Consider the following 12,913-nt stretch of genomic DNA (forward strand, 5'->3'; position numbering starts at 1 on the left):
CTAGTAACGAATAAACGTTTTCGGAACTTCGTCGTTCCGTGGGCGCAATAATCGTTCGCGCGCTAATGGTTTTGCCGGCGGCTGGTTGGGGGTAGACTCGACTCTTACGTGTGGAGGCGTAATCTTTCCCCGCAATCATAAGGGGAGAAACGCCAATGGCTAAAGTCCCTGCCTATCACACGGACTCGCCGGAATATCCGCCCAAACATCGCGAGGTCTATCACGACCACGACGATTGCCATGATGGCAAGGCGATTAAGCCGTGGCACCGTAAAGACGGGACTGGATTCAAGCCGCGGTGCAGTGTTTGCGCTAAGCTGGGCTAGAAAATTCGTCTTCTGAAAGTGACTTCCCAGTGCGGCCCTGTCGGCTCGTGTCCATCTAGGACATCCCACACGCGCCGCAGTGCCAGCACTGGGAAGCCATAGGCTAAGCAAAGTGCCAGCGCCCGCCATCCCGCCTCCGGCGGACCGTGGAATCTGATTGTGGGGTCTGCGAAGGCATGGCCCGGGCCACCCTCGCAGGATTCAAACGTCTCAACCCCGCACTCGCGCAGTATTTCGACAGGTCGCTTGATGCCGGGGTCTAGCTGCATACCGACCGGCGGCTTGCGCTTAGGCTCTCTACTCTTTCCCACCCAGTGGCCCCTATCGGTTAGGAGCACTGGTCCCTTTTGTGGCTAAAGGGGCCAGTACCGGCTTGTGGGTACTGGCCCCTTTCCATCCACTCTGGCCCCTTTTGAATGAGGTCATTTGACTGACCCTGCGACGAGGGCGACTATCCCCATACCGGCCATTTATGCCGTGTTTATAGCAGGGGAAACAGTCATGAATTTATGCAAGTTTTCTTATGCACTGCTCGCCTCGGCCATCTTCTTGGGGTGGGCCGCAAACACCGTCAGTGCCGAGGACGCTCCCAAAGGCAACAAGGGCTTCAAGCCCAGCAAAACTACAGTGGTCGATTTGGCACCCGAGATCGAAGGCATGGCTGGCCGGGAACTTCGGATGCGCGTCCTCACCATCGAACCGGGCGGCTACATTGGGCTCCACAGCCACAAGGATCGGCCCGCCGTCGTTTACTTCATGCAGGGAACGGACGAGGTTGGGCTCGCCGATGGCAGCAAGACGGTCAAGCATCCGGGCGATACCTCGGCTACGCCCGGCAGCACGACACATTACCACCGCAACGTCGGCAAGGATAATGTCGTCCTGATCGCGGTCGATGTTTTCAAGACTGCCAAATAAAGGAAGCATGGCGGGATGCCAGAGGCCGCCTCAGTTGGCGGCCTCTTTCACTTGATTCCCTCAGATTGCAGAATGCCCCTTCCTACACGGGAGGGGTACTGGCCCCTTTTGAAATGAGGCCCCTTTTTCACAACCCGTAGATGACTTTCGTGGCCGACCGTGCAGACTGCCGTCCTGACTTGAACGGCATCTGTAGAGGGGATCGATGCGGCTTCACATTCTCATGCTCGCTCTTGCTGCGGTCCTCGTAGCCCCGACGTCCGTCCTGGCGCGCGACACCGCTCCCGATCTCGCGGCGTCGCTGCGGCCTCATGCGCCGGCTCACCGGCTGGCCCTGGCGTGCCAAAAGGGGTACTGGCCATGCAGCGCCATGCGGCCTTGTTGTCCCGGGTGGGTTTGCAAGTACGTCACGCCCGAACAAGCGCGGCGCGGCGCCGCCGACCGCTGCTTCCCGAGCCGGTGACGGACCGTTAGTCGTCAGGTCACGTAAAATTCAATCGCCTCTGCATCATTTCATGCGGACGTCGCTGCACCCGCGTGCTTGGATCACTGCCAAAGTGAACGAGACGGGGTCGCGTCATGGATGACCACCATCTGGGAAATATCTGCCCCAAATGCCGCGTGCCGATGAATTTCCGCGCGCTGCAGCACGTCGACGATCCGCGCAAAGGCGGGGTCGAAATCGCAGTCTTCGAGTGCCCTGTCTGCGGCCGTCTGGCCGCAGCACCGGAAGTGGAAGCGGAAGCGGAGCCGGCGCTGCACTGAGCGCGGCGGCCGTGCACCGGGCACGCAGGACCGAGCACCACGAAAAGAAAAGGCCGCGCCCGTCTGCCTGGCGGGCGCGGCCTTTCGATGCCTCCCAGCACCTGACGAAGGCCGGCGGGGGGCTTCTACGAGGGGGAGTCTCGCTTGGGGGACGAAACCGCAGCCGCCGACCTGTCACCCCTATTAAGACGGCAATTCGGCAGACGTTCCCGAGAAAATGCACCGACCGCGATCCGGGTCGCCGGGGCCGCCGCGCGCCGGGCGCGGAGCCGCTACGACGTGCGCGCCGCCGCCGCGCGCCCGAGTTCGCTCTCCGCGAGCTTCAGGTAGCTCTCGGCGACGTCCATATATTGCGCGCGCAGCGTCTCGTCGCCGATCCGGTCGGCGATCGCCAGGCATTCCTGTGCGCGGGTGCGATAGCGCGCGATGCGCTCGTCGAAGTCGGACATGGATCGATAAACATCAACGCGGGGAACCGTGTCGGTCCGGCTGCTAACACTGCCGGCCACGATCGGCCGCCGTGGCCACCGGTTTGCATGAATGCCAAATCACATTTTCGCGGGTTACGTCGGAAGCCATACACATCATTGCCGTTTTATGTAAAATTTACGAGATGGATACGCTCGAGGACTCTGCCGATCCCACGGATTGCGCGGCCTGCGGCGGCAAGCTCCGCCTGCTTTCCGAGATCCCGCCACGCGACCATGCGCATCCGCAGGACACGCCGCGCGTCGCCTATTTCCGCTGCGAGCGCTGCGCGCAGATCAAGATCGTCGAGCGCTGACCGCGGCGGCGCCTGCGAGCCACGCGCCGCCATGAAGATGCAGCCGCGCTGTTTTGCAACCTTGACGTACAGGTATGCTGGTAGTATCGACGGATTGCCTCGCAGGAACCTCCGAGTCGATGTCCATGGCCCCATCGAAGTTCAGCCTGCCGGCCGCCACGCCATGGCGGCACCGGTTCGGCGCGACGCTCATGCTGGTGGCCATGGCGCTGCTGACGGCGCTGTTCTGGGCCGGCGTGATCCGCCTCATCCTGACGACCTGAGCGCCGCAAATTGTTCGGTAACGTGGCACCAATCCACTTATTCTGTCCGGTGATCGCAAGACAGCACGCCACGACTCGCGCCAAAACCAAGCGTGATGACGGTTCATCCCGACGATCGGTCGCCACTCGCCTGCGCACGGTGCGGAGAAGCGCTGCGCTATCTGACCACGATGCCGAAGCGCTTCGATCAGCCGACCGGCTTCACCGTGTTCCGCTGCGATAGCTGCGGCCACGTCCAATGGGAGGCAAAACCCGCTCGGCCTGACTGAGCCTTTGCGCTTCGACAGCGCGGTGGAACGAAATCGGCGGCCGGACGTTCCGGCCCCTAACAAGAACCGTGGGCGGCGCAACATTCTCGTCACTTGGGAGGGGTCAGCCCCGTGACACCCGCCGAGCAGTATCGCGTGCTGGCGTCACGGTTGCGGGCGAAGGCGCGCCTCGCCGAGACGCCACGGCTGACGTCCGAGTGGGAGCATCTCGCGCGCTGCTACCTGCGCCTCGCCCGGCAGGCGGAAGAGAACGAAAAGCTCGATCTCGTTTACGAGACGCCGCCGCGCCGGGAAGGTGACGCGCCCGCCTGATCCGTCCTCCGCACAAGTCCTGAGTTGCGCAAAACCCCGCCTGGCCTGATGTGTTGGCCATGCCGATAGCCAACGACAATCCCGCGTCGGAGCCGACATCGCCCGCCTGTCCCTGCGGCGGCAGCGCGCTCGAGCTCGTCGGCAAGACGCCGCGCGTCGGGCCCTATCCGGAGCTGAAGACATTCCGCTGCAGCGATTGCGGCGAGGTCATCACCGTCGAATCCGACTGAACCGGCGAACGCACCGCGCGCGCATTCTGTTCGATACGCGACGCAACGGGTCTCACGCGTTTCGTGTGTTGAAACAACCACTTCGGCTCAACGCGAAGTTGTGAGTTTTCCTGCCCGCCGCGACCATGCGCCGCAGAATTCATGCGGTAATACGCGGCGTCATCGTCTATGAGTCCGCGTCAGGCGCCGCACAGACGGCGCGAACAAATCCGGTTCTTGGGGGCTCACCGATGCAGCAAATGAGCATCGCAGCGTATCTGCGTAATCTCGCCGTCCGTTGCACTCAGATCGCGCGCAGCAGCACCGACCCGCGGGTACAGGAAGCGCTGGAAACGATCAGCACCGAACTCGCCGACAAGGCCGAGGTGCTGGAAGCAACGTTCCGGCTGCCCACGTCGAAGCGCTGATCCTGTCCAATTTTGGTATAATTACAGATAGTCAGCGGTTTTCACGCTTCGCAATAGTTGCAGAGCGCGTTATATTTGGAACCGTGCGCGAGGGCCTCTCCGCGCTTTGGAGGTCGGGCATGGACAAAACAATCGCCCAACTCAACATCAACCACTACCGCCGTCTTCTCGAGAAGGAGACGGACGAGCAGCGCCGTCGGATGCTGCTGCGTCTGCTCGCCGAAGAAGAAGCCAAGATTGCCGATAACGCGCCGAAGGATCGCAAGCGGCGTTAGCGCGCGACCGCTTCGGCGCCGCTTCGCGCCGCATCCCAGCGCCGCCAATGCGTCGGCCGCACGTCCAGCCGCTCTTTCGTGTCCGCATTCATCCAGCTGCCCAGAATGCGCCGGCAGGGAAACACCAGCGCATGCGGATCGCCCGCGTCGATGACGGCGAGTTCGAGGTCACAGTCGAACGGTGCGGAGGCGACGGGCTGCCACATGTCCTGATAGTCGGCGAAGGCGCAATACGGCTTTTGATGTAAGTCAGACACGTCCGAAATTTTTTCGCCGTCCGGCGAGGCCCTCGGCGCATCTGCATTGACCTGGATCAACGGCTCGGTCGCGGCGATGCGTCATCAGGGCAAGCTATGACCTCGCATCCCAGACCTCCCATCCGCCATTGCCCGATCTGTGGGGTCGCCATGCAGAGCTCGCGCACCCGCGAGGACGGGCGCGACTTCGACCGCTTCGACTGCCAGACCTGCCACACGGTGATCGAACTGCCGCGGCCGCCGCGGGACGACGCGCAGGCGCGCTGACGAATCGCTGCGGGGGAACCCTTACGTCGAAAGCCCGACGCAGCAAGCGACTGAAATCTCCAAACATTACACGCGGTTACGCGGGTATTCTTTTTCAGGAACAAACCCTCGCCTGAGGCGTTGCGGCTCTAACCGGAGCCTGAGCCGGTTGTCGCCAACCTTGGGGGAGTTTCAATGGAAGGCCTCACGAAGTCTGCCGTGACCAAGCGTTCGGTCGTCATCGGCGGGCACAAGACCAGTGTCAGTCTGGAAGATCCGTTCTGGACCGAAGTCCGCGCCATCGCCGATGCCGAAAAGCTGACGGTGTCCAGCCTGCTGCGGCGCATCGACCGGGAGCGGTCGAACGCCAACCTGTCCTCGGCCATTCGCGTCTACGTGCTCGAGAACGTGCGCGACCGCGCCAACGGCGCCCGCCGGCCGGAGGGCGAATTGCACCGCACCAACGGCAACGGCCTGCACGTGAGCTGACGCCTCCCGTCCGATCCGAAACATGCCGCGCGGCCGCAAAGGCCGCGCCGGCGCCGGCGCTTGACCGCGCGTGCCGCGCTTCCGACAATCGGCGCGGACAACAGAATCGGCACGCCGGATTCGTTCACGCATGACGCGCGCCCCGAATGCCGTAGATTTCTGGCGCGGCTTCGCGCTGATCACGATCTTCATCGATCACGTGCCCGGCCTCGTCTACGCCAACTACACCTTGGCCAATTTCTCCATCGCCGACGCCGCCGACCTGTTCGTCTTCCTCGCCGGCTGGTCGCTGCGGCTGATGGCCGAGGGCCGCGGCGAGAGACGGCCGATCCGCGATGTCATGCTGCGCCTGTTCGGCCGCGCGCTCGAGATCTACGCCGCGCAGGTGCTGATCACCATGCTGGCCATCGGCATGCTCGCGCTCAGCGCCACCGAGCTCGACAATCCCCTGCTGCTGCAATGGCACAACGCCGACGCCGTCTTCTCCGACCCGGTGCCGACGCATATCGGTCTGGTGATGCTCACGCACCAGCTCGGCTATTTCGACATCCTGCCGCTCTATGTCGTGCTGATGCTGATGGCGCCGTTCTTCGCCCTGCTCGACCGCGCCGCGCCGTCGCTGCTGCTGCCGGTCTCGCTCGGCATCTATGTGTGCGTGCTCGCCTTCCGCCTGACGCTGCCGACCTGGCCGGTCGCCGGCACCTGGTTCTTCAATCCGCTCGCCTGGCAGAGCGTGTTCGTGCTCGGCTTCGCCTGCGCCAATCCGAGGCACGGCCTCGGCGCCTTCGCCCGCCGCAACATCGGCTGGCTGCGCGCCGTCGGCGTGCCGATCGTGATCGCCGGCGCGCTCATCCACCTGTTCGACCTGTGGCCGGACCCGACCAAAGTGCCCAATCCGAAGCTGTTCTTCATCGCCGACAAGACCTTCGACACGCCGATGCGGCTCATTCAGTTCCTGTCGCTGGTCGCGGTCTTCTCCTTCGCCTGGCCCTATATCCGCAAGGCGGCCGAGGCGCGGGTCATCGGCCGCGCGGTCGAGGCGCTTATCGGCCTCCTCGCCATGCTCGGGCGCAATTCGCTGTACGTGTTCTGCATCGGCTCCCTGCTCAGCCTGTCGGCGCAGGTGGTCCGTCTCTATTATCGCGGCTCTGTCGCCAGCGACACGGCCGTGGTACTGCTCGGCATCATCATCATGGCATTCACCGCATGGCTCGCGGAATCGCGACAACGCGGACGGCCCGCGCCGGCATCGCCGGCGCCGCGCTCGTCCTCGCGCTGACGGCCTTCGCCGCCGCGCAAACGCCACCGGCCGCCGCGCCGGAGAATACGCTCGTGTCGAAGGCCTGCGCGCCCGGCACTGCGGCGCAGAACGACGAGCAGCCGCTGCCGAATGTCGCCGCGGCGCTTGCCGCCGGCCGCACCTTGCGCATCCTGTCGATGGGCGCCGCGCCCGGCCGCATCGGCCGCCACGGTGGCACCTATACGGCGCAAATCGAGGACATGCTGCACGCGGCCCTCAAGGTCACCCGCATCGAGATCATCAATCGCGGCGTCTCCGGCGAACTCGCCGCCGCCGCCGCCGTGCGCATGCGCAACGAGGTGGCGCTGGAGGAGCCGGACTTGGTGCTCTGGCAGGTCGGCACCAACGACGCGCTCGCCTACGTGTCGTCGGAGGAGTTCGCCAACACCGTGCACGACCAGGTCGCATGGCTCAAGGCGCACAAGGTCGACGTCGTGCTGGTCGGCCTGCAATTCGCGCCGCAGATGCTGCGCGACGCGCATTACGTCAAGATTCGCGAGACGCTGCGCAAGGTCGCGGCGCAGGAGCACGTCATCGTCGTGCGCTTCTTCGAGGCGGTCGAGATTCTCAATCGCGGCGACAACGCGGCGATGCCGGCGGCCGACGAGTTCGAGCGCAGCGAGGCCGGCTATAACTGCCTCTCGCAATATGTCGCCCGCGCCATCACCCTCGGCGTGTTCGCCAGGCACTTGCCGAACCGGCCGCCAAATCCGCCGGCGGCACCGCCTCCGGCCGGCAAACGCTGATCCGCGCGGTGGATTTTCAGACGCCCAGCCAGCGCTGCAGCACGGTCGGGTCGGCCTTGATCTCGGCGGTCGGACCTTCGTGCACGATGTGGCCGTTGTTGATGATGTAGGCGCGGTTCGCCAGCGCAAGCGTCGCGGCGAGGTTCTGCTCCACCAGCACGATGGTCTGTCCCGCCTCAACCAGCTTGCGGCAGGCGAGCATCAGATCGCGCACGATCACCGGCGCCAGCCCCTCGAACGGCTCGTCGAGCAGGATGATCTTGGGATCGCGCACCAGCGCGCGGGCGATCGCCAGCATCTGCTGCTCGCCGCCGGAGAGGTCGGTGCCGCGGCTCGTGCGCCGTTCCCTCAGCCGCGGGAACATGTCGTAGATGCGCTCGAGCGGCCATCGCCCCTGCGCCGTCAGGCCGGCGAGGATGATGTTTTCCTCGACGTTGAGGCTGCCGAAGATGCGGCGGTCCTCCGGCACGAGTTGCATGCCGGCGCGCGCGATCGCATGCGCCGGGCGGCCGGCGACGTCCTGCCCGTCGAGCACGATCGAGCCCGCGCGCGGCGCCACCACGCCCATCAGGCTCTTCAGCGTGGTCGACTTGCCGGCGCCGTTGCGTCCGAGCAGCGCCACCACTTCGTGCTGCTCGACGCGCAGGCTGAGGTCGAACAGGATGTGCGAGTCGCCGTAATAGCTGTTGAGGCCTTTGACTTCGAGCAGGCTCATGGCGCGTGCACTCCGCCGAGATAGGCTTCCTGGACCGCCGCGTTCGCCTTGATCTCTTCCGGCGTCCCCTCCACCAGCACCGAGCCTTCGCGCAGCACCGTGATCTTTTCCGCAAGCTCGAAGATCGCGTCCATGTCGTGGTCGATGACGATCATGGTGCGGCCGCGCGCGATCGACTTCAACAGCTGCACCGTCTCCAGGCGTTCACGCGGGCTCATGCCGGCGAGCGGCTCGTCGAGCAGCAAGAGGCTCGGCGCCGTCGCCAGCGCCAGGCCGATCTCGAGCCGCCGCTTCTCTCCGTAGGCGAGCTCGGACACCGGCAGCTCGGCACGCTCGGTCAGGTGCACGAGCTTGAGCGTGTCCTCGACGCGCTGCGTCAGCCCATCGACCCCCCCGACGCTGCGAAACAGGTCGAGCCGGAACGGCCCGCGCTTCTCGGCGAGCGCGGCGATGGTGACGTTTTCGCGCACCGTCAGCCGCGTGAACAACTGGTTGACCTGGTAGCTCTTGGTCAGGCCGAACTGGCACACTTGCGTGACGCCGAAGCCGGTGATGTCGCGGCCCTCGAACGTGATGCGTCCTTCGGTCGGATGCACTTCGCAGGTCAGCATCTTGAAGAAGGTCGACTTGCCAGCGCCGTTGGGACCGATGATGCCGCGCAATTCGCCGCGCTTGACCGAGAAATCGATATTGTTGTTGGCGACGATGCCGCCGTAACGCTTCGTCAGGCCGGTCGCCTCGAGGATCAATTCGCCGCCGTTCGCCGGCTTTGGCCTGCGCGGCGACGGCACGAACTCGATCACCGGCGCGGCCGCCGCCGCGACGGCGCTGGCCGCAACCGCGTGCGGATCGGATGCGGCCGCCTCGCGATGCGTCGGCCCGCGGCCGGTGGCGAACTGCCACAGTTGCACCAGGCCGCCGACGATGCCGCGGCGAAGGAACACGACCAGCAGCACGAAGACGATGCCGAGCACCAGCTTCCAGGTGGCGCCGAGATGCAATGTCGTCTGGAAGAAGTCGCTGAGATAGAGCCAGACCGTGGCGCCGACCAGCGGCCCGAACAGGGTGCCGGCGCCGCCGATCGCCGTCTGCATGATGAGCTGACCCGACGTGTCGAACATGAAGGCGTCGGGCGGCATGAAGCCCTGCATCAGGCCGAGCAGGCCGCCGGCGAACCCGGCATAGACGGCGGCGATGACGAAGGCGGTGAGCTTGTAGCCCTGGATGTTGTGGCCGACCGCGGCGGCGCGCAGTGGATTGTCGCGTATGGCGGAGAGCACCGCGCCGACCGGCGAGCGCACGATGCGCAGCGCGATGACCAGGCCGACGAAATACCAGAACGCCAGGAAGACATACATCGACCAGTCGGTGTTGAACTTCAGCGTCATGAAGCCGAGGAAGATCGACGGGCTCGGCACGCCCGGCAGGCCGTTCTCGCCGCCGGTGAAGGCGGACAAGGGATTGAACTCGACGAAGAAGAACACCTCGGCGATCGCCACCGTGATCATGGCGAAATAGATGCCGGTGCGCCGCAGCGCGATGAGGCCGATCACGTAGCCGACGACGCCGGCGACGATGGCACCGACGAATACCGCCGGGATGGTGTAGGGGAAATTCACCTGCGTCAGCAGATAGGCCGCGACCATGCCGCCGGTGCCGTAGAACGCCGACTGGCCGAACGACAACAAGCCAGTGAAGCCGAACAGGATGTCGAAGCCGATGCCGAACAGGCCCCAGATGAGGATGCGGTTGATCGTGGCCGGCGAGAAGCCGAGATGCGGCAGCACGAACGGCGCGGCAATGAGCCCGACCGCGGTCAGCGCTTCGACGAGAACAGGACGTTTTCTGACCATGGCGTCGGGCTACTCGCGTCCGGCGGTGCCGAGCAGGCCGTAAGGCCGCAGCACCAGCACCAGGGTCATGGCCGCGAACAGCATGACGTAGGCGTAGCCGGGGTTGAACATCGAGGTGATGCTGATGATTTCGCCGGCGATCAGGCCGCCGAGCACGGCGCCGGGGAACGAGCCGACCCCGCCGATGACGACGACGACGAAGGTCTGCACCAGGATCGTCTCGCCGACGTCGGGCGAAATCGACACGACCGGCGCGTTGACGATGCCGGCGAAGCCCGCCGCCATCGCGCCGATGCCGAACACCAGCATGAACACCTTGTAGACGTCGATGCCGAGCGCATCGACCATGACCGAGTCTTCGATGCCGGCGCGCACGATCATGCCGATGCGCGTGCGGTAGAGGACGATGTAGAGACCGACCAGCGCCACCGCGACGATGCCGAGCAGCGCCAGGCGGTAGGTCGGGTAGAACATGAAGCCGAGATTGACGATGCCGCCGAGGCCGGCCGGCGGCGGCACGATCTTGGACAGGCTGCCGAAGAAGAAGCGCGTCGCTTCGACGAAGACGATGCTCAGGCCGAAGGTGACGAGCAGCTGGTCTTCGTGCGGGCGGCCGTAGAACGAGCGGATGATGCCGCGCTCCACGACGATGCCGACCAGCATGACGAACAGCGAGCCGGCGATGACCGCCACGATGAACGACCCACTACAGGTGTAGGCCACCCAGCCGGCGTAGCCGCCCAGCATGAACATGGCGCCGTGCGCGAGGTTCAGAACCCCGAGCGTGCCGTAGATGATGGTCAGGCCGGACGAGATCAGCGCGAGAAGCGCGCCGAGCACCAGCCCGTTGAAGCATTGCGAAACGAAGTTGGCCCAGTTGATCAACGCGCGCCCCAGTCTTGGCGGTATCCAGTGTGGCGTTCCCCGCACGCGGTGCAGCGCTTTAGCGTTGCACCGCAGATGCGGGGTCCCGGTTTCTTCAAAAAGCAACCGGGGTCCCGGGTCTGCAGCGCATCACTTGCGTGCTGCGCTGCGCCCGGGACACGCGGTTACGGCGTCATCGGCTCAGGTGTAATCGCCGAGCTTGCAGCCGAAGGCGTCCGGCTTCTGCATCAGCGGCGCGCCCGGCACCACCTCGACAACCTCCCAGTAGTCCTCCTTGTTCTTCATGTCCTTGGGCGCCTTGCCCTTGACGATGATGACCGGGCGGACGAGCTGGTGATCCTCGGCACGGAAGTGCACGTCGCCGACGGTGGACGGGAAGGTCTCGCCCTTCTCGTACTGCTTGATCACGGTCGGCGGATAGAACGTGCCCGCCTCCGAGACCATGCGCGCCCAGATGGCGAACGACATGTAGGAGTTGTTGGCGCCCCACTCCGGCTTGTAGCCGAACTTCTTGTCGAACGCCTCGACGAACATCTTGGCGAGCGGGTACTTGTCCTCGAGCGTCCACCAGAAGTCGGTGGCGGCGTAGACGCCCTCGGTCAGCGCCGCTCCCACTTCCTTGGCGAGGAACGGGATCTGATACGGGATCACCATCTTCATCTTCGGCGTCAGGCCGAACTGCTTGGCCTGCTGCACCGAGAGCACCGCGTCGCGGCCCCAGTTGACGTTGATGATGACCTCGGCGCCCGAATTGGCGATGTTGGTCAGGTACTGCGAGAAGTCCGAGGTGCCGAGCGGCGAGACCTGGTTGGTCACCATCGTCCAGCCGCCGTTCTTGGTCAGGTAGTCGTTGACCGACTTGGTCACGGTGTGGCCATAGGTGTAGTCCGGCGTCATGAACGCCGCCTTCTTGCCCTTGCCGTAGGCCTTCACCAGCACCGGGCCGATCGCGTTGGCCGCCGTCTCGCCGTAGAAGTTCTGGCGGAAGCCGTAGCGCACGCAATCCTTGCCGGTGGTATCGTTCGATCCGGAGATGCCGGTGACATAGAGAATGTGTTCGCGCTGCGCGAACTTGTTGAGCGCGACTGCGACCGCAGAGGAGGTCGAGCCGGTCATCAACACGATCTTGTTGTCGTTGATGAAGCGCTGCTGCGCCTGCACCGCGTCGTTCGGCTTGGCGCCCGAGTCGGCGACGACCAGGTTGACCTTCTTGCCGAGCACGCCCTTGGTGACCTTGGGTGCGATCTTCTTGATCAGCGGGTTGCCGTCGTTGATGTGCTCGACGGCGAGCTGCATGCCCTTGAGCTCGTCCTCGCCCTGCACCGCGTAGGCGCCGGTGCGCGGCACCGCGGCGCCGATGTTGACGGTGTCGCCCTGCGACCCGGCCGGCCACGTGCCCATCGCCGGCTCGTTGGCGCCCCAGGCCGGCATGGCCATGCCGCCCGGCAGGACCACGGCGCCGGCCAGCCCGGCGCCCGCTTGAAGAAGAGTGCGGCGTGACACGCCGTTCCTGAAATCGTTCATAGGTTTCCTCCCTTTGAAGGTCATTCGAGTCGCCCCCTCGAATGCTTGGTTTAAAGTTTCTGATTGTCGTTTCGTGCCGCGCCGTCGCCCGGCGCACGGATCGCCCCCGGTAGTTCCGCTCAGCGTTGGAGACGAGCCGGCACGCGTGCCCGATCGGCGCGCGGCCCCCGCCACGATCAATAATGCATTTGCCCGGTTTGCGGCCTGTGCCGTCAATGCTTCTTTGGTCGGGGAGGCAGCCTACGCCGGCCGCGTGGGCTGGGCGCGCGGCAATTTGCTGCACGCGCGTTGCCCGCGTGCACTGCACAAACTTGCAGTTGGGGCACCGGACGTCCAGCGTCCCCTTTGG

Annotated in this window: 17 protein-coding genes; 11 read left to right on the top strand and 6 right to left on the bottom strand. The window is 65.0% G+C overall.

Annotated elements, in window-relative coordinates; translation table 11 throughout:
- The first annotated feature begins 827 nt into the window (after nucleotides 1-827).
- Both VGV41_RS10175 and VGV41_RS10180 read left to right on the top strand, forming a co-directional pair.
- The gene (locus VGV41_RS10175; RefSeq protein WP_326863699.1) at nucleotides 828-1,244 is read left to right on the top strand and encodes a cupin domain-containing protein; all 417 of its coding nucleotides are present in this window, start codon (nucleotides 828-830) and stop codon (nucleotides 1,242-1,244) included.
- Nucleotides 1,245-1,823: 579 nt separating this feature from the next.
- Nucleotides 1,824-2,009, top strand: coding sequence for a hypothetical protein (locus tag VGV41_RS10180; protein WP_326863700.1), 186 nt, complete (start codon nucleotides 1,824-1,826; stop codon nucleotides 2,007-2,009).
- A gap of 272 nt (nucleotides 2,010-2,281) precedes the next feature.
- Here VGV41_RS10180 and VGV41_RS10185 read toward each other — a convergent pair whose 3' ends face one another.
- The gene (locus tag VGV41_RS10185; RefSeq protein WP_326863701.1) at nucleotides 2,282-2,458 is read right to left on the bottom strand and encodes a hypothetical protein; all 177 of its coding nucleotides are present in this window, start codon (nucleotides 2,456-2,458) and stop codon (nucleotides 2,282-2,284) included.
- 71 nt (nucleotides 2,459-2,529) lie between these two features.
- Here VGV41_RS10185 and VGV41_RS10190 point away from each other — a divergent pair, with 71 nt between their 5' ends.
- From VGV41_RS10190 to VGV41_RS10215, 6 genes are all read left to right on the top strand, one after another.
- Nucleotides 2,530-2,793, top strand: a complete 264-nt coding sequence (locus VGV41_RS10190) for a hypothetical protein (RefSeq protein WP_326863702.1) — start codon at nucleotides 2,530-2,532, stop codon at nucleotides 2,791-2,793.
- A 125-nt stretch (nucleotides 2,794-2,918) separates the two neighbouring features.
- Entirely contained in the window at nucleotides 2,919-3,056 is a 138-nt protein-coding gene (locus VGV41_RS10195) for a hypothetical protein (protein ID WP_326863703.1), read from the top strand.
- A gap of 380 nt (nucleotides 3,057-3,436) precedes the next feature.
- Nucleotides 3,437-3,637, top strand: coding sequence for a hypothetical protein (locus tag VGV41_RS10200; protein ID WP_326863704.1), 201 nt, complete (start codon nucleotides 3,437-3,439; stop codon nucleotides 3,635-3,637).
- 59 nt (nucleotides 3,638-3,696) lie between these two features.
- Nucleotides 3,697-3,867 (top strand): hypothetical protein, encoded by a 171-nt coding sequence (locus VGV41_RS10205; RefSeq protein ID WP_326863705.1) that lies wholly within the window; start codon nucleotides 3,697-3,699, stop codon nucleotides 3,865-3,867.
- Between the two features lie 239 nt (nucleotides 3,868-4,106).
- A complete protein-coding gene (locus tag VGV41_RS10210; protein WP_326863706.1) occupies nucleotides 4,107-4,274 on the top strand; it encodes a hypothetical protein in 168 nt (55 codons plus the stop codon).
- Nucleotides 4,275-4,393: 119 nt separating this feature from the next.
- Nucleotides 4,394-4,549, top strand: a complete 156-nt coding sequence (locus tag VGV41_RS10215) for a hypothetical protein (protein WP_326863707.1) — start codon at nucleotides 4,394-4,396, stop codon at nucleotides 4,547-4,549.
- Here the strand turns inward: VGV41_RS10215 and VGV41_RS10220 are convergent.
- Nucleotides 4,546-4,866, bottom strand: a complete 321-nt coding sequence (locus VGV41_RS10220) for a hypothetical protein (RefSeq protein ID WP_326863708.1) — start codon at nucleotides 4,864-4,866, stop codon at nucleotides 4,546-4,548. The two genes, VGV41_RS10215 and VGV41_RS10220, sit on opposite strands and share 4 nt — an antisense overlap.
- Nucleotides 4,867-5,247: 381 nt before the next feature.
- On the opposite strand from VGV41_RS10220, the gene VGV41_RS10225 reads away from it, so the two are divergent.
- The 3 genes from VGV41_RS10225 (at nucleotide 5,248) to VGV41_RS10235 (ending at nucleotide 7,587) form a co-directional block, all read left to right on the top strand.
- On the top strand, nucleotides 5,248-5,541 hold the full coding sequence (locus tag VGV41_RS10225) for a ribbon-helix-helix domain-containing protein (protein WP_326863709.1): 294 nt from the start codon (nucleotides 5,248-5,250) through the stop codon (nucleotides 5,539-5,541).
- 130 nt (nucleotides 5,542-5,671) lie between these two features.
- On the top strand, nucleotides 5,672-6,820 hold the full coding sequence (locus VGV41_RS10230) for an OpgC domain-containing protein (protein WP_326863710.1): 1,149 nt from the start codon (nucleotides 5,672-5,674) through the stop codon (nucleotides 6,818-6,820).
- Complete coding sequence (locus tag VGV41_RS10235) at nucleotides 6,748-7,587, top strand: SGNH/GDSL hydrolase family protein (RefSeq protein ID WP_326863711.1); 840 nt, start codon at nucleotides 6,748-6,750, stop codon at nucleotides 7,585-7,587. The genes VGV41_RS10230 and VGV41_RS10235 overlap by 73 nt, the downstream gene beginning before the upstream one ends.
- Before the next feature lie 16 nt (nucleotides 7,588-7,603).
- On the opposite strand, the gene VGV41_RS10240 is transcribed toward VGV41_RS10235, so the two are convergent.
- The 4 genes from VGV41_RS10240 to VGV41_RS10255 all read right to left on the bottom strand — a co-directional run bounded on the left by VGV41_RS10240 (nucleotide 7,604) and on the right by VGV41_RS10255 (nucleotide 12,564).
- Complete coding sequence (locus tag VGV41_RS10240) at nucleotides 7,604-8,302, bottom strand: ABC transporter ATP-binding protein (protein ID WP_326863712.1); 699 nt, start codon at nucleotides 8,300-8,302, stop codon at nucleotides 7,604-7,606.
- Nucleotides 8,299-10,155 carry a branched-chain amino acid ABC transporter ATP-binding protein/permease gene (locus tag VGV41_RS10245; protein WP_326863713.1) on the bottom strand — a complete coding sequence of 619 codons (1,857 nt, stop codon included), beginning with the start codon at nucleotides 10,153-10,155 and terminating at the stop codon, nucleotides 8,299-8,301. The genes VGV41_RS10240 and VGV41_RS10245 overlap by 4 nt, the downstream gene beginning before the upstream one ends.
- Nucleotides 10,156-10,164: 9 nt before the next feature.
- Nucleotides 10,165-11,040 carry a branched-chain amino acid ABC transporter permease gene (locus VGV41_RS10250; protein WP_326863714.1) on the bottom strand — a complete coding sequence of 292 codons (876 nt, stop codon included), beginning with the start codon at nucleotides 11,038-11,040 and terminating at the stop codon, nucleotides 10,165-10,167.
- A 180-nt stretch (nucleotides 11,041-11,220) separates the two neighbouring features.
- A complete protein-coding gene (locus VGV41_RS10255) occupies nucleotides 11,221-12,564 on the bottom strand; it encodes a substrate-binding protein (protein ID WP_326863715.1) in 1,344 nt (447 codons plus the stop codon).
- Between the last annotated feature and the right edge of the window lie 349 nt (nucleotides 12,565-12,913).

This window comes from Pseudolabrys sp. (assembly GCF_035943735.1).
GTDB lineage: Bacteria > Pseudomonadota > Alphaproteobacteria > Rhizobiales > Xanthobacteraceae > Pseudolabrys.

Excerpts from the sequence above, each read along its gene's own strand:
- VGV41_RS10255 (WP_326863715.1), bottom strand. The coding sequence starts at position 12,564 with ATGAACGATTTCAGGAACGGCGTGTCACGCCGCACTCTTCTTCAAGCG.
- VGV41_RS10230 (WP_326863710.1), top strand. The coding sequence starts at position 5,672 with ATGACGCGCGCCCCGAATGCCGTAGATTTCTGGCGCGGCTTCGCGCTG.
- VGV41_RS10240 (WP_326863712.1), bottom strand. The coding sequence starts at position 8,302 with ATGAGCCTGCTCGAAGTCAAAGGCCTCAACAGCTATTACGGCGACTCG.
- VGV41_RS10185 (WP_326863701.1), bottom strand. The coding sequence starts at position 2,458 with ATGTCCGACTTCGACGAGCGCATCGCGCGCTATCGCACCCGCGCACAG.
- VGV41_RS10215 (WP_326863707.1), top strand. The coding sequence starts at position 4,394 with ATGGACAAAACAATCGCCCAACTCAACATCAACCACTACCGCCGTCTT.
- VGV41_RS10225 (WP_326863709.1), top strand. The coding sequence starts at position 5,248 with ATGGAAGGCCTCACGAAGTCTGCCGTGACCAAGCGTTCGGTCGTCATC.
- VGV41_RS10235 (WP_326863711.1), top strand. The coding sequence starts at position 6,748 with ATGGCTCGCGGAATCGCGACAACGCGGACGGCCCGCGCCGGCATCGCC.
- VGV41_RS10245 (WP_326863713.1), bottom strand. The coding sequence starts at position 10,155 with ATGGTCAGAAAACGTCCTGTTCTCGTCGAAGCGCTGACCGCGGTCGGG.
- VGV41_RS10195 (WP_326863703.1), top strand. The coding sequence starts at position 2,919 with ATGGCCCCATCGAAGTTCAGCCTGCCGGCCGCCACGCCATGGCGGCAC.
- VGV41_RS10175 (WP_326863699.1), top strand. The coding sequence starts at position 828 with ATGAATTTATGCAAGTTTTCTTATGCACTGCTCGCCTCGGCCATCTTC.
- VGV41_RS10210 (WP_326863706.1), top strand. The coding sequence starts at position 4,107 with ATGAGCATCGCAGCGTATCTGCGTAATCTCGCCGTCCGTTGCACTCAG.
- VGV41_RS10205 (WP_326863705.1), top strand. The coding sequence starts at position 3,697 with ATGCCGATAGCCAACGACAATCCCGCGTCGGAGCCGACATCGCCCGCC.
- VGV41_RS10180 (WP_326863700.1), top strand. The coding sequence starts at position 1,824 with ATGGATGACCACCATCTGGGAAATATCTGCCCCAAATGCCGCGTGCCG.